Below are 19,075 nucleotides of genomic sequence, written 5' to 3' on the forward strand. Positions count from 1 at the left end.
CGGCTCTCAGTAGATACCCAATAACAGACAATCTATGCAATGATAAGGAACGATTTAAGCTCAAGGTTGCAAGGCATGGCAAAGTTCATAAGGGACTACAAAGGGGCGTTTAGGCGCAATGGGTATATCGGACTCGGGATAAGAGAATGGATATTCTTCACGCTGAAAAGTGCGCTGCTTTTTTTGGTACTTATTCTTGCTTTCACCGCTCTACAGTACGCCGTTATTTTCGGGACTCCTTTGTTTGACTATTTAACGGCTCCCGGTGTTCGCATTTCCAGTATCTGCGGGATTCTCGCATCACTGATAGTGAGCTTCGGACCAAGTGTGTTGTACAGCATTAGATACTGCGTCAGGTAACCATCACAAGCCGCCTCCGGGCGGTTCTTTATATCTAAGCCACTAGCCTTATAAGCCGATGGCTTTTCTATTTTGGGATAGATCATGGCAACTCTTAAAGATTTATCCAATCAGTTGCAGTCGATAAAAAAGCAGATTCCCTTTGCTGCTGCTCAGGCTCTAACAAGTGTTGCACGCCAGATTGCCTCCGCTCAAAAAGTGGGTATGCAGCGCAATCTGGATAATCCGACCCCTTTCACTGTTAATTCTGTTGGCTCGTTTGGTGCCCGCAAAGACCGATTGCAGGCCAAAGTGTTTGTGCGTGATATTGCTGCCAGTTATCTCGAACCGTTCGAGTTCGGCGGTCAGCACAAGCTCAATGGTCAAGCATTGCTCAATCCCAAAAACATAAAGCTGAATAAGTTTGGCAACTTAGCCCGTAATAAAACGCAGCAGCTCAAGGCTAAAGAAAATGTCTTTGTAGGGGAGGTGAATGGCGTTAGTGGTTTCTTTCAGCGTAAGAAAGGCAAAAAGAGCAAAAAGGTTAAGAAGCGCCAAAAACGCTCTCCTAATGGTGTGCATCGTGCCAGGCAGAAGCAGAGGGCACCTAAGCTACTGATTCAGTTTGGTGATGCTTTGGCGGTTAAACCGACGCTGGGATACTTCGACCGGGCGAATGCAATGGCACAGGCTTTGATGCCAGGTGCATTAAGTCAGGCGATAGAGCAGGCACTGAAGACTGCTAAATAACAAACCACTCAACCATTGTATAGCTAACGCGCCTCGCCTATGCGGGGCTTTTTATTGCCTAAATTACAGGTGATACATGAAAGAGTTAACTCAGGAAAGGCTGAAAGAGCTACTTAACTACGAACCTGATACCGGTGTATTTACGTGGCTGGTTTATCGTAGCTTTAGGGCTGTAGCTGGCTCAGTGGCTGGGCGCACCAATATGACAACGGGCTACATAGAAATACAGATTGCTGGTCGTCGCTACAAGGGACATCGCCTTGCATGGCTCTACATGACAGGTGAGCAAGCCAGCGGTCATATTGATCATGTGAATGAGGTCAAGGTAGACAACCGTATTGGTAATCTTCGTGTTGCTACTCGAGCTGAAAACAAAAGGAATGTTGGCATCACTAAAGCTAATAAATCAGGCGCAAAGGGTGTCTATAAACAAGGTAATCGCTGGATTGCTCTGGCGCAGATGGATGGGAAGAAATACCGATTAGGTAGCTTTATGTGCGTTGATGATGCAGCCAAGGCATACGACTCGTTCTGCCAGCAGTCTTATGGGGATTTTTATCACCATGGTTCGGCACGTTCAGTTGATAATCAGTCTCAATAAAAAATGGGTCCTTCCCAGCGATATTTATTACACGGGTCATTGCGCGCCGTGCAGTTTTACCAGCTATAAATTTTTCATTTTGTGTCCCATGTCCCATGCGCATAGTTATGCAACTGTAACCGCCAGCCCTTGCGCTGTGCGGCGTTAGCTATTTTTCTGCGTGGGACATTCAGGATGGGACACAAAAAAATGTCCCACGGCAATGTCCCATGCCCCACAGAGGCAATTTTCACCATGAGCACAATGACGCAGATTGATTACGCCAAACATGCTGGCGTTGATCGGAAGACGGTGAGCCGCTGGATTAAGGCCGGAAAATATATTGTTCTTGATGGTGATCTGGTCAACGTTGAGGAAAGTGATAAGGCAGTGGCCACTTTGCGCGACAGCAAAGATCCCCGCACTAAAAACGCCAGCAAAAAGCGGCCCGTCAAAGTCACCGCCGCTGACCTTGATGACAGTACCGACGAAACCATCAAAGAGATCATGCTCGCTAATGGGGTTGAATGGTCGCGCGAAGAAGCCAGTAGAGTAAAAGAGAATTACCTGGCGTTACTGACCAAGTTGGAGTTTGAGAAAGAAGACGGGCAGCTGGTGGAGCTAACGGTCGCAGAGGGTATTTTGTTTGATGCTTTTCGTGCTCAGCGAGATGCTTGGATGAACTGGCCGTCAAGGGTGGCTCCTTTGATGGCGGCTGACTTGGATGTTCCCGCCGACAGAATGACCGAGGTGTTATTAGAATATGTCCATAAACACATCTCTGGCCTCGGCGAACCTGAGTTTAACGCAGAGCAAACATGACCGACTCCTCCGCAGCGTTCGTAAGGGCTGGACACCGCCACCCCGTATTAGCGTGCCCGATTGGGCTGACAAATTCAGAAAGCTAGCAAAAGAGGCTGGCAGCACATCAGGTGACTGGGACACCTCAACTGTAGAGATTGCCCGTGGCCCGATGTTGGCGGCGACGGAATCCGGGGTGCATATCATCACCGTGATGTGCTGTACCCAGTTGATGAAAACGGCATTACTTGAAAACCTGTTTGGTTACTTCGCCCATCTTGATCCTTGCCCGATGCTGTTATTGCAACCTAAAGAGGATGCGGCGGAACAGTTTTCCAAAGAACGCATTACCCCCTTGATCAGGGTCACACCCGCTCTTCGCCAGTTGGTGGGGGGCAACAAGCAGAAAAATTCGAAAGAGACATTACTGTACAAATCCTTTACGGGGGGATTTTTGGCACTGGCGGGGGCCGGTAGTCCAGACAACCTTGCTCGTCGTCCGATCCGTGTGCTGCTGGCGGATGAGGTGGATAAATACCCCATCACCCGTGAAGGTGACCCGATCACGCTGGCGGAAGAGCGCACGGCGACTTTTGGCCTCAACTGGTTATCTGTTCGCGCCTGCTCTCCGACCGTTGAAGATGAGAGCCGCATTGCGGCCAGCTACGAAGAGTCCGATCAGCGCCGGGCATCGATGGCCTGTCCCCATTGTGGCCACCGTCAATTTCCTGATTTCTTCAAGCATGTTCACTGGCCATCAGAAGGAGACAAACACCAGACAAAACTCGCCATGATCCACTGTGAAAGCTGTGGTTCTGGCTGGTCCGAGGGTGACCGGCTAAGAGCGCTACGCACCATTCAATGGCACCAGACCAAGCCGTTTGAATGTTGTGGCCAGCGCCATGTTCCGCTGAATCATTATGAACAAGCATGGCACGTTGATGATCAGACCGCCGTCGGTGTTGTGTGGCGCTGGTCTGAATCTGAGCGTTACGCGGTGCATCGGGCTATTTGCCCTGACTGTGGGGCGCTGGGGGTCGAGAATATCCACGCGGGATTTCAGGCATCCAAATTATTCAGCCCGTGGCAAAAAGATAAACCGTCTGATATCGCTGCTAAATACCTTAAAGCCAAGGGTGATCCAGATAAAGAGTTGGCTTGGTGGAATACCCAAATGGGCCTGCCTCACCGCCCCAACTACGGTAAGCGCCTACCTGTCGATGAACTGCTATCGCGAAGAGAAGTATTTGATGCTGAAGTTCCTGATGGCGTTGCTGTCCTGACGGCGGGAATTGACACACAGTCCGACCGATTGGAAATAGAAGTGGTTGGCTGGGGAATGGATGAGGAGAGCTGGTCTGTGGCGTTTGACGTTATTGAGGGTGACCTCGAAACAGCAGAGCCTTGGCTTCGGCTTGATGCTTACCTTAAACAAATCTGGCGGCGGGCAGATGGTCGTGGTTTTACCATCATGGCCGCCTGTCATGACTCAGGCGGCAACCATACACAAAAGGTCTATGAGTTTGCCAAGGAGCGTCTGGGGCGTCGGATATGGGCCATCAAAGGGGAATCCGCCACTGGCGGTAAACGCTCCCCTATCTGGCCTAACAAGCGGCCTAACTCAAAGAATCGGTCGCAGTTCCGCCCGGTCATTATTGGGGTTAACTCAGCAAAAGATTCTATTCGCGCCCGTCTTCATCTTGATAAACCTGGCCCCGGTTATATGCATTTTTCAACCGATCGGGATATGGGGTATTTCAGCCAGTTAACCGCTGAGCGACTGATCATGAAAGAGGCCGCTGGTCAGCGTTACAGTGTTTGGGATCTGCCTCATGGCAAGGCTAACGAAGCGCTGGACTGTCGAGTTTATGCTTATGCTGCCCTTGCTGGCCTGTTTCATATGGGGCTGAAACTAAATACCCGCGCACTGCTGATCGAATCCGAACCCGACAAAGTTCTGCATCCTGCTCGTTCTGAGCCGGAGGATAAAACCAGCTTGCGACTGCCGGGAGCCATTATTCAGGAATCTGAACCCACCATAACAAAAAGCATCGCCAGACGGCTGGCTTAAGGATTTCTATGTTCAACGCAAACACCAGCCTGTTGGCCGGTGCGATGACTCGCGCCCAATTAGAAGAGGCATTAAACCGAGCGCAACAAGCCTATGTCGAATTATCAGTAGGTTCGAAAGGGGTGTCGTTTTCATATGCTCAAGGAGATGGCACCCGCTCAGTGGCGTATCAGCAGACTGATATTGGTCAACTTATGGGGTTAATTCAACTCCTTCAGGCTCAGTTGGGTATTGTTCCACGTCCTCGCAGGGCGTTAAGGCCACGTTACTGATGAAAAACCCAGTAAGGATTTTAGGTCCTGACGGTAGCCCCTTGCCGCCATCCAAATCAAGGGCATCAATGCTGAGTGGCTCCAGAGGGGTTCCCTATGATGCTGCTGACCAATTCAGTGACACCATGGCAAACTGGCAACCGTCATTGTGGTCGCCGGATAACGAAATTAATACCTCCCGCGATCAGGTAGTTGCCCGCGTTCGCGACATGGTTCGTAACGATGGTTGGGCCTCGGGCAGCGTTACCCGCATTTTGGATAATGCCGTGGGGGCGTCTTTCCGCCCGCTGGCCAAAGTTGATTATCGGACGCTGGCACTAATGACCGGGAATCCTCAATTTGACGCGAAATGGGCTGATGAATATGGGCGGGCCATTGAATCAGGCTGGCGAATTTGGGCGAATGATCCAAACCGTTATTGTGATGTGGAAAGAAAGAAAACCGTCGCTCAACTGTTACGCCTTGGATTCCGCCACAAACTGACTGACGGTGATGCGCTCTGCGTCATGCAATATCGCCCTGACCGCCTTGGCTACGGTCGTGCGCAGTACGCCACGACCATGCAGATCATCGACCCGGATAGATTAAGCAACCCTCAGCAAAATTTCGACATGCTGAATATTCGCGGTGGGGTAGAGATTGATGAGGATGGGGTGCCCATTGCTTACCACATTCGCAAAGCGCACATAGGCGACTGGTGGAGCGGTAAAGAGACCATGACGTGGGAGCGTATCCTGCGAGAAACTGACTGGGGTCGCCCCATTGTCATTCATGACTTTGACAGTGACCGGGCCTCTCAGCATCGGGGGATCAGTATTTTCACCCCCATCGTTCAGCGGCTGAAGATGCTGATTAAGTACGATGAGGTCGAATTACAATCATCAATCCTGAACTCCATTTTTGCCGCCTTTATCACATCACCTTATGACCCAAATCTGGTCGCCGATGCTCTTGATACGGGTGAGGAAGTTAACCGATATCAAGATATGCGCCGTGAATATCACGACGAAAAACGCCTGTCATTACAAGGAGGCGCTCGTATTCCGATACTGGCCCCCGGCGAAAGCATGACCTCGTTAAATGCTGTTCGACCAACCAGTAACTTTGTCGCTTTTGAAAGTGCCGCGCTGAGAAATGTCGCGGCGTCATTGGGGATATCTACCCAACAACTGACCCAAGACTGGTCTGATGTTAACTACAGTTCCGCCCGTTCCGCCATGCTGGAAGCCTGGAAAACACTGACCCGCCGCCGTGATGACTTTGCGACGGGATTCGCTCAGCCCATTTTGTCGTGCTTTATCGAAGAACTGCATGATTTAGGTGAGGTTCCTTTACCTGCTGGCGCACCTGATTTCCTCGCGGCGAAAGCGGCCTATTGCCGTGCTCAATGGATGGGGCCAGGGCGGGGCTGGGTTGATCCGGTGGCGGAGAAGAAAGGGGCCATTCTTGGGATGGAGGCGGGGCTATCTACTCTCGAAATGGAAGCCGCTGAAAACGTCGGTGAAGATTGGGAAGAATTGCTGGATCAACGCCAGCGAGAACGTGAGGCCTACATTGAGCGTGGATTGCCTATCCCTACATGGTTGCAAGCTGAAGCCTTTGCACCCGATCAGCCTACAGCCAACCAACAACATAAACCGGAGGCACCGTGAATCTTCCACATTTAGCCCAGCGGCTATTTAACACCCCGCTGGCCCTTCATCCGCACAAGGCTGAAGTCGTCATGGCGGCATTGACTGACCGGTTTGGACTGACACGTATTCAGTCCAATACCGATTGGGGCGAAGAAGAGGATGAGTTCTTTTCCCGCAAGGGCCGTGATTGTGGCTATGACGTTATCGAGGGGATTGCAGTTATTCCGGTTCAGGGCACGCTGGTGCAAAAGTTAGGCACCTTGCGACCCTACAGCGGCATGACCGGCTATGACGGTATTCGCGCCAGCTTTCTGACTGCAATCAATGATGATGCGGTCAAGGGTATTTGCTTTGATATCGACTCACCGGGCGGTGAAGTGGCTGGCTGTTTTGATTTAGTCGATGAAATTTATGCTGCCCGTGGCGCTAAACCTATTTGGGCCATCCTATCCGAAAATGCCTATTCAGCCGCTTATGCGCTGGCCAGTGCCGCAGATCGGATTATCGTCCCGCGCACCGGTGGGGTTGGCTCTATCGGCGTCATCGTGATGCATGTTGACTGGTCGCAGCGCATAAAAAGCGATGGAGTACAGGTCACGATAATCACTTTTGGTAGCAGAAAAGCGGAATCAAATCCTTACGAGGCATTAAGCGAGGAGGCAAAAAAGGCCATTCAGTCCGATGTTGACGAGATGGGCCGCTTGTTCGTGAGTACCGTTTCCCGCAATCGCGGGATAGCTGAAAGAACTATCAGGGATACCGAGGCCGCATGTTTCTTAGCGGCTGATGGTGTGCAACTGGGGTTGGCTGATCAAGTGGCCTCGCCTGATGTCGCATTCCGCGATTTATTAACATTGGTTGGAGAAAAGTAATGGAGAAAATTAAAAGTTTTACACACCTGTTTGGCCGGGGGGCCAAAGCAACAGAAGAGACCGAAGACGATAAGAACAAGGCCAAAAAGGCCAAAGGTCGTCAGGCTGAAGAGGATGAAAAAGACCCTGAAGCCGAAGAGAACGATGACGACTCAAACGATAATCCCGATGATCAGGATAATAAGGCCCCTGATGCTGAGGACGACCCCGATGATGCTGACGCTGATGAAGGGAGTGACGATGACGGCGATGATGATACCGAAGACCGTAACGTCAAAAAAGGCCGCAGTGCTGAACGCCAGCGCTGTGCTCGTATCTTTGGCAGCAAGCATGCTACTGGGCGCGGTGATTTAGCGGTCTCTCTGGCGCTTAATTCTGGCATGAGTTCTGCTGCTGTGATCCGTGTTCTTGCCTCCACGGCCGCTACTGCACCGGCATCAGCCTCTCGTAAACGTTCTTTGGATGAGCGGATGCAAGCCCACGGTAATGCGCAGCCTGGACAAGACACCGCCGCCGCATCAAAAGGCGCGTCACTGGTTAATAAGATGACCAGCCTCTATGACTCTGCAAAAGGTAAAAAATAATGGATAACTTCGGACAAAATGCATTTCAACCGGGCATGCGCTCATCGTTGTTTGTGCCAGACCAGTTAGTCTCCGGGACATTACAACTGGTCACTGATACTGGCGTTATTGCTCAGGCAGCTGCAATCCATTTGCGTGGCACCGTGATGGGCAAAATTACAGCATCAGGCGAATACACCAAGTCAGTAAAAGATGCTGGTGACGGTAGTGAAGTGCCGGTTGCGATCCTTGTCGATGATGTGGATACAACAACAACGTCTCAGCGCGGGGGCCTTTATTTAATGGGACAATTCAATCAAAACCGCATTATTCACGATGCTTCATGGACGTTGATCGAGTTAAAAACGGCACTGCGTTCGTATTCAATCTTCCTCCAAGACAGTACCCAAGCGCCCGTTTAAAACCTCACTTTCTGATTTGCACCCAATGCCACTCACCTGGTAGGGGCTTGCTCGTCTTCAATCTTGATCTGGTGGCTCTGGCTGCCAGCAAATTAAAAGAGATACTCCATGAATATTTTTGATACCAACGCGCTGGTTCAGGTTGTTCCTAACCTAAAAACCAGCCAAAACTGGTTACTGGATCGCTTCTTTCCCAACATCGTGACCTATGAGACTGAAGAGGTTTCAATTGATGTGGACATCGGGAAGCGCCGCTTGGCACCTTTTGTTTCGCCGTTAGTCGCTGGTCTTTTGGTTGAAAGCCGTAAATATCAGACCAATACCTTTAAGCCCGCGTACATCAAAGATGTGCGGGTTCCAGACCTGCGCAAACCCATCCGCCGCCAAATGGGCGAGCGTATTGGCGGTGAGTTCACCGCCGCTGAACGTGAGATGCTCAATATTCAATTTGAAATGGAAGATCAAATTGACATGATCAACCGCCGCTTGGAATGGATGGCGGCCAGCGCCCTGACTAAAGCAAAAATTATGGTCGTGGGTGAAGGGTTTGAAACGGCTGAGATTGACTTCGGCCGCTCAAGCTCTCTGACCATTACACTGAGTGGGTCGGATAAATGGCCTTTATCTGTTCCCGCTGGCACGACCAATACCCAGCCATCAGATGATATTGAAGACTGGCAAACCTTGATGTTAAAAGAGTCAGGTGCGGTGGCCACGGATTTGGTATTTACCACCTCCTCATGGAAAGCGTTCCGTCTTGATACCACCATTAAAGACAATGCCATCACATTCCCTGCATTGAGTCCGTTCGGTAATCAGGTTGACGCCGGACCCCGAATTTCAAAAGGTGCAGTCTATAAAGGCCGCTGGGGAAACTATGATTTGTGGTTGTATAACGACTGGTTTATTGACCCGGTTGATGGTATCGAAAAACCAATGATCCCCGATGGTGCCGTATTGATGTCAGGTGCTGACTTGATGGGGACTCGTGCCTTTGGTGTCATTCTGGACCCTGAGTTTAATTATGGTCCTTTGGCTTTTGCACCATCATCATGGACTATGAAGAACCCCGCTCAGCGTTATTTAATGATGCAATCCGCTCCGCTGGTGATCCCAAGCCGGGTGAATGCCTCCCTCTGTGCAACGGTGGTGTGATATGGCAAAAACACTGAGCAAGCAGCAAGCCAGCATCAACGAACTGGGCGGCTTGCCGCCCGAGTTCGCCGCTGACACCCAGCAGGAACAGACTGTTGTGACGGATAATAACGCAATGCAGCCTGATCCTGAGACTCAGGAAAACACCACAGAGAGTGAGCTGGGGAGTGATGAGCCTGCTGATGACTCTGACGAGATGGAACTTGTGGTGGTAAAGGGCCAGACCCTGCGCCATAGCGGGGAAACGCATGCGGGGAATAGCCGTTTATTCCTGTCGCATGAGGATGCTGAACGACTGATTAATCTGGGTGTGGTAGCCGATGTAAAAGCGTTACGGCAGCAGGCAGCCAGCGCGATTGGTCCCTCAGTCACCGTCGATGATGGTGTGAAGATAAATCGGGGTAGCTGATGGGTATCAACTGGGATCAGCATCTTCTTGCGCCATTGCATTCGGTATTTGGTGACCCGGTTGATTACCGGCCCGCTGGTGGTAAGCCAACTTATACCATCAGCGGTATCTTTGATCGGGCCTACACCACCATCGATACACTGGATGATGGCAGCACTATTAATACCACCAATCCCGTTCTCGGGGTAAGGGACAGTGAGTTTCGTTCGCCACCCAAGCAAGGGGATCGGGTTTTTATTGGCATCGTGGCTAATGAACCAGTCAATACCTTATTTGCCGTAGCGGATGTTCAGCCAGATAGCCACGGCGGGAGCAAACTCATTCTTAATCGGGTAAAAACATGAATACAGCCCAAGTCAGACAGCTGGTAGTTGCCGCCATTCTCGGAAAAACTGATGCAGAAAACCGCGTCTATTCTCCGCGTGACTGGCCAACCACCGAGGAGATGTATCCGGTTATTTTGGTGCAGACACCGATAGAAGAAAAACAGTCATTAGGCCGCAATGCGCCGCAGTTCAACACCATTACCACCGTGCGCATTACTGGCCGATTACAGGAACTTGACGGTGAAAATGAGAATGATGGGGCGAATAAGGCAGAGCTGGCGCTCGAACGTTTGCGAGAGCAAATTGAACGGGCGGTGATAAACAGTTATGACCTCACCCGCCAGACACAACAGTTCGCTCGGGTACGCTCAACCATTGATCTGGACTCGGCGGGTGAGGGCCATCTGGCCCAACTGCTGATGGAACTGGATATCGAGTATTACCAAGGGCCGGAAGATTTCTACCCCATTGTGGGTGACCCGCTGCTGGGTATCGATATCACTATGGCCATGCCAGACGGCACCACCGAACCTGTGGTTTCAATAGACCTTTCGGAGTAAATCCCATGCATGTTAAACCCGTAGCCGGTCGCACTGTGCGCGACCCGGTTAAGAGCACCTTTTTGCCTGAATCTGGCGCTGAGGTTCCCGATAATTCATTTTGGCGGCGTCGCTTAAACGACGGTGATGTGGTGCGCGAACAGCCTAAAGAGGCTAAACCTGCGCCAGAAGCAACCAAAGCGGAGAAAACCAAATAATGACTATTCCCTTTACTCATATTCCGAGCAATCTTCGGACGCCGCTTTTCTTCGCTGAATTTGATAACTCTCAGGCGAACACGGCAACAACGACTCAGCGCACCTTAATCATTGGTCAGATGCTAAATGCCGGCACGCTGCCGGCTGATGTGCCGGTGCTGGTTTCTTCGGTGGCCACTGTTGCGGGGCAATGTGGCGCAGGCTCCATGTTGCATGGTCAGATGGCGGCTTATCTGGCCAATGATATTGCCGGTGAGATTTATATTTTGCCGTTGGCTGATACCGAGGCAATGGTTGCTGCAACCGGTAAAATCACCGTTACCACTCAGGCATCCGCGACCGGTGTTATCTCTTTGTATATCGCCGGTATTCGCGTACAGGTTGCAGTCGTGGCAACGGATGAAGTTGCTGCGGTTGCCACTGCTTTAACGGCCGCAATCAATACGACTACATCTCTACCGGTCACGGCAGCGGCTGTAGATGCGGTGATTACTCTCACAGCCAAAAATAAAGGCGCACACGGTAACACCATTGATTTACGGCTGAACTATCTGGGGAGTGCTGGCGGCGAAACCACGCCAGATAGCCTGGTACTGGCATTCACGCCAATGGCGGGTGGCGCGGGTGCGCCTGAACTGGATGATGCGCTGGCTAATTTGCAGGATCGAACCTTTGATTTCATTATCAACCCGTACACTGACACCGCATCATTGAATAAAATCAAAGACTTCCTGTCAGACAGTACTGGTCGCTGGAGCTATGCCGAGCAACTCTATGGCCATAGCTTCGCGGCCCAATCCGGGACTTATGGCCAACTGACCGCTGCCGGTGAATTGCGTAATGATCAGCATGCTTCCCTGTTGGGGGTGAATGGCTCGCCAACACCAAGCTACATCTGGTCAGCGGCTTATGTTGGCGCGATAGCGCAAAGTCTGCGTAACGACCCCGGCCGACCGCTACAAACCCTAACGATCAGTGGCGTACTGGCCCCGCCACTGGCCAGCCGTTTTACCCTCACTGAACGTAATAATCTGCTGCACAGCGGGATATCCACGGTCACCACTGCTGACGATGGCACGGTTCAAGTGGAAAATATCATTACCACCTACCAAAAGAACAAATATGGCGCGGAAGATGACAGCTATTTGCAGATTGAAACCTTATTTCTGCTGATGTTTGTCACTCGCTTCTTGCGTACTCAGGTGACGTCAAAATTTGCCCGCATGAAACTGGCAGCTGATGGTACTCGTTTCGCACCTGGTTCGGCCATTATCACACCGAATATTATCCGAGCGGAGTTGATAGCGCAGTATCAGACGCTGGAATTCAACGGCTATGTGCAGGATGCCAAAGGCTTTGCCAAGGGGTTAATTGTCGAAAAGAGCGCCAGCAACCCTAACCGTGTTGATGTGCTGTGGACCGGTGTGCTGATTAATCAGTTACGTATCTTCGCTGTTCTCAATCAATTCCGCCTCCAGGCGTCAGCATAAGGATTCATTATCATGGGTGATACATCCAATCGCCTCGCCGGGACAGCGTATGTCACGGTTGATGGCCTAACCATCATGGTGGCGGGGCAATTCAAATACAGCCCCTCCAGAGTCAAACGGGAAACACTCACGGGAATGGATGGGGTGCATGGGTATAAAGAGACCTTTAATGCCCCATTTATCTCCTGCCAAATCCGTGACAGTGGCGGCACGTCGATCAGTGATTTTAACGATCAGACCAACGTCAATATTGTCTGTGAGTTAGCCAATGGCAAAACGATTATCGGCAGTGGCATGTGGTCGGTAAATACCCAGGAAGTGGACAGTACCGAGGCAACCGCTGATATACGCTGGGAAGGTGGTTCGGTATCGGTGACGGAGAACTAAGATGTCTGAATTAGAACGCAGTAAAACCATTTCACTGGTTAAACCTATCTCGCATGAGGCCACCAAAACCACCTATGAGGCCATCGAACTGAGCGAGCCAACGCTGTTACAAGTGCAGCAATTCTACGATGAGCAAAGCAAAAACGGTTCGCTTAGCGGCATGGGGTTGCTTATTTCTTTGGTGTCGAATGTGCCACGGGAAGCCATCAAAAAAATGGCTTTTACTGACTATAAAGTCTGCGAGGTCTACATGATGAGTTTTTTAGCTTACTCCCCGCAGCCGGAGAGTGGGGTGACGAGCTAGCAGATGTGACCTATTACTATGGGTGGGGGCCAATGGATGCCTGGCTCCTGACCTATAGCCAATTGCAGTGGTGGTATCAGCAGGCGGTCAGAATTAACAAGGTTAAGGCAGGCAAAAATGGGTAATGCATTTGATTTTGAACTGACCGCGACAGATCAGGCGTCGGCCTCAATACAGCGTATCGAGGAGGCGGTTAAAAATCTCATCCCTGATTTAGATAAAACCCGTGACGGACTCAAGTTAGGTGGACAGGAATCTGTTGAGGGTATTGACGACCTGAACGCGCGTTTAAAAGGTATGGGCCAATTTGCGCGTGAGGGGGTGCAGTTTGTCGGTGATATGGTGCCTCCGCTAAAAATGGTGGGAGAAATTGGCAGTAAGGCACTCAGATTTGGCGCGCTGGGTGCGGTTGGCTATATTGGCGTCAAGGCCGCTCAGGGGTTAAGTGCTGCCGCTGATTCAGCCTATTCGCTTGATGTTGCAGCCAAAAATGCTGGTATGTCAGTTGATAATTTTAGCCGTGTTAGCGGTGCGATGCAGATATTAGGGGTCGATAGCGATACTGCTCGCCAATCTGTTGAAGGGCTATACAAGACATTTAATGATCCGTTATGGGCACGCAATGACACCACTCAGGCGTTGCTTGCTCAAAATGGGATTGTCATTGAACGCCTTAAAGATGGTACGGCTGATGTCTATAAGATGCTGGATAATATTGCCAAGATATTTCCTAAACTTTCACCCCAAACCCAGAAAACGCTGGCAGATGCTTTAGGATTGAATGCTCCCCTTTTAGCATTAATGCGAGAGGGTGCCAGGTACAAAGAGTTGCTGGCTAAATCGGATAGTTTTGGCCTAACGGTTGATCCAAAAATTAATGCGCAACTGGTTGAACTGAATGCTCAGTTAAAGGAGGCCAGCGCTGCGATTGATGGGTTGATGACCAAAGGGAAAATATGGGCCGCGCAAAAACTTTTACCTGATGAAAATATGGTCAAGGGAAGTGCTGCAACCCAACTTCGTGACATGAAGATGCGCGAGAATGATGATGAAAACTCATTTGCACATGGCGATAAACAAAAAGATATCCTTCACCGGGCGCGAGTAGACGATAAATTTAAGGATACGCTGTCATTTAAAGAAAAAGCCTATTTGACTTTGGGCTATCCAGATAAGGATTTTACCCAAAAATTAAATGATCAGTACGGTGCGGATTGGGAAGCGCAGGAAAAGAAACGGCTTGAGATAGAAAAGCAAAAAAACGTCGCTCCCGTTAAATCCCCCTACATTCTCCCTGGCGAAGATCAGCAGCAAGCAAGGCTAAAACAGTTAGAGTCGCAGTATAACCTCCCCTCAACCTTACTTGATCGGGTCTATCTGAATGAATCCAACCGAGGTAAAAATCTACTATCACCAGCAGGGGCACAGGGTCCATTCCAATTTATGCCAGCGACAGGCAGAGACTACGGATTAAATACGCGGGAAGATCGCATGGACTTTAATAAGTCCAGTGAGGCGGCGGCTAAGTATTTGGCCGACCTGCTCAAAGATTTTGATGGTGATGTTAATCAAGCCGTTGCGTCCTATAACTGGGGGCAGGGGAATGTCAAAAAGCATGGATTGGGAAAAGCACCTGCTGAAACACGTAACTATCTCCAGAAGATCATGCCGGGCTTGCCTGCCGTTCATCCTCAGCAAGGCGAGTTAACTACCAGCCCATCGGATATTAACGCATTACCTCCAACATCTATAAACGCTCCACAACAAAGCTCTGTCGGTGGTGCTGATCAGATTGCCAGCGCTATCGTCCAGGCTATGAGAGATAACAAAGCAGAGGTAGAACTGACGATTATTGATAGTCGAACGGGTGAGCGCCGGGTTATTGCCGGGAATCAAAGTGGAAAGGTAGCAACTTCCATGAACTATCCATAACCTGATAGTATGTGAAAAATACAATTTTAGGGGATAGAAATGAGTGCTTGGCAAACTTTGTTATTTTTCTTCTTTGTTTTTCTGGTGGCTTTATTTTATTCATTCAAAAAAGAACCATCCAGAAAACGCACTGTAATGAGGTTTATTGCCATAGGGATTGCGGTCTGTGGCGGGATAATATTTTTTATACTTTATAATAAAATGCAAGAGTTAAAAGTGTGCCCCAGTGATGTAAATAATTTTTATGCGAAGAATGGAACACTTTGTTTTAATTATCAAAATGTATCAAAAATGCTTAATGAGCAAAAGCAGATGGAAATTGCCAGTTTCAGGATTGTTAATCCTAATTTAGTCGTTATAGAAACACCCAATAATGGCCGCTTCAAAATAACAAAGGAATCCGGTGAGGATGGGTTTTATATTAATCCACTGGAATGAAAAAGTTATAAATAATTGCTGAAGATACTGACCCGCCTTGTGCGGGTTTTTTCATTTCTGGAGGGGATAAAATGTCACTGATCAGCAATGCACTTTCTGATTTATTAGGTACCGGTGGTGATAGTTGGCAGTGGTCAGAACACCTGCATCCTGCCTCTTTCCGTGGGGTTCCCTTTGCAGTTATGACTGCGGAAGGGGTTTTTGGTCGCCGCCAGGCTATTCATGAGTATCCCTATCGAGATACGGCGTGGATTGAAGATTTAGGCCGTGCCACTCGTCGCCTGACTATTCGCGGTTTTCTTATTCAGAGCAGTGGTCTTTATACCGCGCCGGATGTTATGACCCAGCGTGATTCACTGATCGCGGCCTGTGAAATGCCTGATGCCGGAACATTAGTACACCCAACGCTGGGCGAAATGACGGTCAGTATTCCCGAAAGTGGTCTTCGTCTAAATGAAGGGGCAGAATCAGGGCGCGTTTTTGAATTTACACTGACCATCATTGAGTCGGGGTTACGGGTATTTTCTATTACCAGTTCCGCAGATGCGGTTTCGTCGATTCAGTCTTCATGGTTTGGTCTGGCCACCAAGTCCGTTGCGACCTTTATTGCTACGGTCAAAGGTGAGATTCGTTCCGTCACTCAAACTATCAGAACACTAAAAAGTACCGCTGCATTCTGGGTCAACATGGTGAATTCAACCACCAGTGAGGCGACAAATCTCGGCAATGTGCTCCGTTCAACCCTTGGGCGTGATCGTTATGGCCGTTACAACCACGGTACCGTCGGCGGCAGTGTGTCAGGTGCTACCACATCAGTCAGCACACAAAGTGATACCACGAATTTATCTGCGCTGGTGGCTCAAAAAATGGCTGTTTCAGTCGAGGGGCGGGCCTCACTGGTTGCTGCCACCGATGCATTGACAGAGGCTGCAACGGTAGAGGGACATGCCAACGCTGCACTTGCGGTTGTTAACGCCATATTGTCCAGTGGAGCCAGTACCCTGGATTTAATCCGCATGATGCAGGAATTGACAAGCATCAATGACGATACGTTTCGACCTAATCCCAGCGACAACAGTACTGCTGAAGCCAGCTATCAGCTCGTTATTGTGTTGTGTGCCGGTGCGATGGTGTTCGCCGCTTCGCAATATCAACCGGAAAGCTATGACGATGCGGTTGATATATTGACGCGGGTTTGCGATGTGGTAGACGACGCGGCACTTTCTGCGGCCGATAGCGGCAATGATGAGGTATATCAGGCATTAATGGAGCTACGTGGTTCGATTGTCACGCTGTTACAGCAAACTGGCGCAAACCTGTCTCGTGTGGAGATAGTCAATTTTAACCGGTCATTACCCGCACTGAATCTGGCCAACCGGCTTTATCAGGATGCCCGCCGTGGTGATGCGCTGGTGAAAATGGCGGCTCCGGTTCATCCGGCATTTATGCCCATTCGATTTAAGGCGCTGAACTTATGAGTGATGATTTGACGCTACGTATTGGCAATAAGCTGATTACTGGTTGGGACAATATCCGTGTCACTCGCAGCATCGAACGCTTACCCAGCGATTTTAGCCTGTCCTTGATGGATCTTTATCCGGGCAGTGATAACCAGCAGTGGGTGAATCCGGGCGACCCTTGCGTGGTTAATTTGGGTGATGATGTGGTGCTCACCGGGTTTATCGACCGCTGGGCACCGATGATCAGTCGTAATCGACGCGAAGTCAGGGCTACGGGACGGAGTAAATGCCAGGACTTGGTTGATTGCTCTGCTGAGTGGCCGAACAATGTTATCAGCCAATCGACCGCGCTACAGATAGCTCAACGGTTGGCGCAGCCCTATGGCATTAAGGTATCCAGTGATGTTACCGACCTCGATATTGTCCCTCAATTTACCTTGAACTGGGGGGAATCCTCGCAGGAAATTATTGACCGCATCACCCGCTGGGCGGCACTGCTGTATTACGACCTGCCAGATGGGAGTTTATACCTGACTCGGGTGGGAACGCGCAAAGCCGCCAGCGGGGTCGCACAGGGCATCAATATTGAAGATGCTGCGTATAACTCCGGTATGGATCAGCGCTTCTCTGACTATATCGGTGTGTCGATGTCGGTTAGCCAACTTCAGGAGCAGGTACAGGACGCAGGATATGGTTCGGTGACGTTAGCCAGAAGTCGCGATCCTGAAGCGGCCCAAATGCGTTATCGCAACCGCATTATCATTGTTGAAAGCACCATGAAAGCGCTAAAACTGGCGCAGCAGTGCATCGACTGGGAAATGAACCGCCGCTATGGTCGCTCTAAAGAGCTACTGGTAACGGTCGATAGCTGGCGCGATAAAGACGGCAAATTATGGGAGCCGAACACGCTGATCCCGATTGATTTACCTGTTTTTGGCTTAAAGGATGAACTCTGGCTGTTATCGGAGGTGACCTATCTCAAAGACGACCACGGTACTGCCGCGCAAATGGTGCTGATGCCGCCTGAAGCCTTCACCGTCCAACCTTATCAGTTTTATTCCAATCTTATGGAGATGAATCAGTGATGAGCGAATCAGGGCAACTAGCCAGGTTATACCGGCAAATAAAAATGATGATCGGGGTGGGGCGGGTGACGGGCAGTCATGATGGTGGTTCAGTTCAAACCGTTCAATACCAAACCCCGCTGGAAGTCCGTAGTGATACGCCGAGAGTGGCTGAATTTGGTTTTTCCTCTGGGTTACCCGCCGGTACCGATGTGGTGATTGGGTTCCTCGGTGGTGACAGGTCGAGTGCGGTGATCATTGGTTCAAACCATCAGTCATTTCGTCATGTCGGGCTAAAATCGGGTGAAACGGTGATCTATTCGCAGTGGGGGCAATACGTCAAGTTAACCGAAGCGGGTATTATTATTGAGGCCAATAGCCAGCCAGTCACGGTCAATAATGCCACGGAGGTGACGGTTAATGCCTCGGTAAAAGTGCGCCTAAATACCCCGTTACTGGAGGTCAGCGGCGATATTGTCGATAACGCTGGCAGCAATAGCACCACACTGAAAACCCTGCGTGAAGCCTATAACGCCCACAATCATCAGCTTAAAAATGTGCAGGGGGGGAGCGCGACATTAACCAGTGAAGTGACGGGGAAGGTGGTGAAATGACAACCGATATCAAAACACTCTGGGAGCCGGACAAATTGTTGGGCGACTGGCAAACCGGCGGCGGTGGGTTGTTGGATGGCAATGATTTAGAAACCGCCATTTTGATCAGCTTGTTTACTGATCGGCTGGCCCGGACAGATGATGGTATCGATAGCGATGATCGGCGCGGGTGGTGGGCCGATACCGGAGCAGAATATGAGATAGGCTCCCGCCTATGGTTACTTCGTCGGGAAAAACTCACCACTAAAGTCGCGTTAAAGGCTGAAGACTATGCCAATGAAGCCTTGGCCTGGTTATTTGATGATGGAGTGGTGACAGCAATAAGCACCAATGCTCAGATAGTGTATCCCAACCGCCTCAATCTCATTATCAACTATCAACAACCCGAAAAAGCGCAGGTTTCAGTTAAATTTTCATGGGTATGGGAGACTTAAT

At 50.2% G+C, this 19,075-nt stretch carries 23 protein-coding genes; all 23 read left to right on the forward strand.

Annotation, left to right across the window (positions count from 1 at the left end):
* The first annotated feature begins 444 nt into the window (after positions 1-444).
* The 23 genes from ACNSO8_RS23565 to ACNSO8_RS23675 all read left to right on the forward strand — a co-directional run bounded on the left by ACNSO8_RS23565 (position 445) and on the right by ACNSO8_RS23675 (position 19,074).
* Positions 445-1,089, forward strand: a complete 645-nt coding sequence (locus ACNSO8_RS23565) for a hypothetical protein (protein ID WP_418396089.1) — start codon at positions 445-447, stop codon at positions 1,087-1,089.
* Between the two features lie 76 nt (positions 1,090-1,165).
* Positions 1,166-1,690 (forward strand): HNH endonuclease signature motif containing protein, encoded by a 525-nt coding sequence (locus tag ACNSO8_RS23570; RefSeq protein WP_418396090.1) that lies wholly within the window; start codon positions 1,166-1,168, stop codon positions 1,688-1,690.
* A gap of 234 nt (positions 1,691-1,924) precedes the next feature.
* Positions 1,925-2,491, forward strand: coding sequence for a hypothetical protein (locus ACNSO8_RS23575; protein WP_418396091.1), 567 nt, complete (start codon positions 1,925-1,927; stop codon positions 2,489-2,491).
* Positions 2,433-4,541 (forward strand): phage terminase large subunit family protein, encoded by a 2,109-nt coding sequence (locus tag ACNSO8_RS23580; protein WP_076706951.1) that lies wholly within the window; start codon positions 2,433-2,435, stop codon positions 4,539-4,541. Before ACNSO8_RS23575 ends, ACNSO8_RS23580 begins: the two co-directional genes overlap by 59 nt.
* Positions 4,542-4,549: 8 nt before the next feature.
* Positions 4,550-4,813 carry a gpW family head-tail joining protein gene (gene gpW, locus ACNSO8_RS23585; protein WP_050944301.1) on the forward strand — a complete coding sequence of 88 codons (264 nt, stop codon included), beginning with the start codon at positions 4,550-4,552 and terminating at the stop codon, positions 4,811-4,813.
* Entirely contained in the window at positions 4,813-6,465 is a 1,653-nt protein-coding gene (locus ACNSO8_RS23590) for a phage portal protein (protein WP_418396092.1), read from the forward strand. Before gpW ends, ACNSO8_RS23590 begins: the two co-directional genes overlap by 1 nt.
* Positions 6,462-7,319 (forward strand): S49 family peptidase, encoded by an 858-nt coding sequence (locus ACNSO8_RS23595; RefSeq protein WP_046050086.1) that lies wholly within the window; start codon positions 6,462-6,464, stop codon positions 7,317-7,319. Before ACNSO8_RS23590 ends, ACNSO8_RS23595 begins: the two co-directional genes overlap by 4 nt.
* On the forward strand, positions 7,319-7,903 hold the full coding sequence (locus tag ACNSO8_RS23600) for a DNA primase (RefSeq protein WP_418396093.1): 585 nt from the start codon (positions 7,319-7,321) through the stop codon (positions 7,901-7,903). The genes ACNSO8_RS23595 and ACNSO8_RS23600 overlap by 1 nt, the downstream gene beginning before the upstream one ends.
* Positions 7,903-8,304: a head decoration protein gene (locus ACNSO8_RS23605; protein WP_050944294.1), complete on the forward strand. Its 402-nt coding sequence runs from the start codon at positions 7,903-7,905 to the stop codon at positions 8,302-8,304. Before ACNSO8_RS23600 ends, ACNSO8_RS23605 begins: the two co-directional genes overlap by 1 nt.
* A gap of 108 nt (positions 8,305-8,412) precedes the next feature.
* Positions 8,413-9,459, forward strand: coding sequence for a major capsid protein (locus tag ACNSO8_RS23610; protein WP_050944293.1), 1,047 nt, complete (start codon positions 8,413-8,415; stop codon positions 9,457-9,459).
* A 1-nt stretch (position 9,460) separates the two neighbouring features.
* On the forward strand, positions 9,461-9,868 hold the full coding sequence (locus tag ACNSO8_RS23615) for a hypothetical protein (RefSeq protein WP_418396094.1): 408 nt from the start codon (positions 9,461-9,463) through the stop codon (positions 9,866-9,868).
* The gene (locus ACNSO8_RS23620) at positions 9,868-10,212 is read left to right on the forward strand and encodes a head-tail joining protein (protein WP_050327315.1); all 345 of its coding nucleotides are present in this window, start codon (positions 9,868-9,870) and stop codon (positions 10,210-10,212) included. Before ACNSO8_RS23615 ends, ACNSO8_RS23620 begins: the two co-directional genes overlap by 1 nt.
* Positions 10,209-10,754, forward strand: a complete 546-nt coding sequence (locus tag ACNSO8_RS23625; RefSeq protein ID WP_050327318.1) for a hypothetical protein — start codon at positions 10,209-10,211, stop codon at positions 10,752-10,754. The genes ACNSO8_RS23620 and ACNSO8_RS23625 overlap by 4 nt, the downstream gene beginning before the upstream one ends.
* A 5-nt stretch (positions 10,755-10,759) precedes the next feature.
* Positions 10,760-10,951 carry a DUF2635 domain-containing protein gene (locus tag ACNSO8_RS23630; protein ID WP_050327320.1) on the forward strand — a complete coding sequence of 64 codons (192 nt, stop codon included), beginning with the start codon at positions 10,760-10,762 and terminating at the stop codon, positions 10,949-10,951.
* Positions 10,951-12,441, forward strand: coding sequence for a phage tail sheath subtilisin-like domain-containing protein (locus tag ACNSO8_RS23635; protein ID WP_400175722.1), 1,491 nt, complete (start codon positions 10,951-10,953; stop codon positions 12,439-12,441). The genes ACNSO8_RS23630 and ACNSO8_RS23635 overlap by 1 nt, the downstream gene beginning before the upstream one ends.
* A 12-nt stretch (positions 12,442-12,453) precedes the next feature.
* Entirely contained in the window at positions 12,454-12,828 is a 375-nt protein-coding gene (locus tag ACNSO8_RS23640) for a phage tail tube protein (RefSeq protein ID WP_032908985.1), read from the forward strand.
* 1 nt (position 12,829) lies between these two features.
* Positions 12,830-13,132 carry a phage tail assembly protein gene (locus ACNSO8_RS23645; RefSeq protein ID WP_046050096.1) on the forward strand — a complete coding sequence of 101 codons (303 nt, stop codon included), beginning with the start codon at positions 12,830-12,832 and terminating at the stop codon, positions 13,130-13,132.
* A 117-nt stretch (positions 13,133-13,249) separates the two neighbouring features.
* The gene (locus tag ACNSO8_RS23650; protein ID WP_418396095.1) at positions 13,250-15,064 is read left to right on the forward strand and encodes a lytic transglycosylase domain-containing protein; all 1,815 of its coding nucleotides are present in this window, start codon (positions 13,250-13,252) and stop codon (positions 15,062-15,064) included.
* Positions 15,065-15,103: 39 nt separating this feature from the next.
* Complete coding sequence (locus tag ACNSO8_RS23655) at positions 15,104-15,502, forward strand: hypothetical protein (protein WP_050157324.1); 399 nt, start codon at positions 15,104-15,106, stop codon at positions 15,500-15,502.
* Positions 15,503-15,573: 71 nt separating this feature from the next.
* A complete protein-coding gene (locus ACNSO8_RS23660; RefSeq protein WP_418396096.1) occupies positions 15,574-16,980 on the forward strand; it encodes a DNA circularization protein in 1,407 nt (468 codons plus the stop codon).
* Positions 16,977-18,047, forward strand: coding sequence for a phage baseplate assembly protein (locus ACNSO8_RS23665; RefSeq protein WP_418396097.1), 1,071 nt, complete (start codon positions 16,977-16,979; stop codon positions 18,045-18,047). The genes ACNSO8_RS23660 and ACNSO8_RS23665 overlap by 4 nt, the downstream gene beginning before the upstream one ends.
* The gene (locus tag ACNSO8_RS23670) at positions 18,047-18,640 is read left to right on the forward strand and encodes a phage baseplate assembly protein domain-containing protein (RefSeq protein ID WP_418396101.1); all 594 of its coding nucleotides are present in this window, start codon (positions 18,047-18,049) and stop codon (positions 18,638-18,640) included. The genes ACNSO8_RS23665 and ACNSO8_RS23670 overlap by 1 nt, the downstream gene beginning before the upstream one ends.
* Positions 18,637-19,074, forward strand: a complete 438-nt coding sequence (locus ACNSO8_RS23675; RefSeq protein ID WP_418396098.1) for a phage GP46 family protein — start codon at positions 18,637-18,639, stop codon at positions 19,072-19,074. The genes ACNSO8_RS23670 and ACNSO8_RS23675 overlap by 4 nt, the downstream gene beginning before the upstream one ends.
* Position 19,075: the final 1 nt, after the last annotated feature.

Source organism: Yersinia sp. LJYL362 (assembly GCF_048323875.1).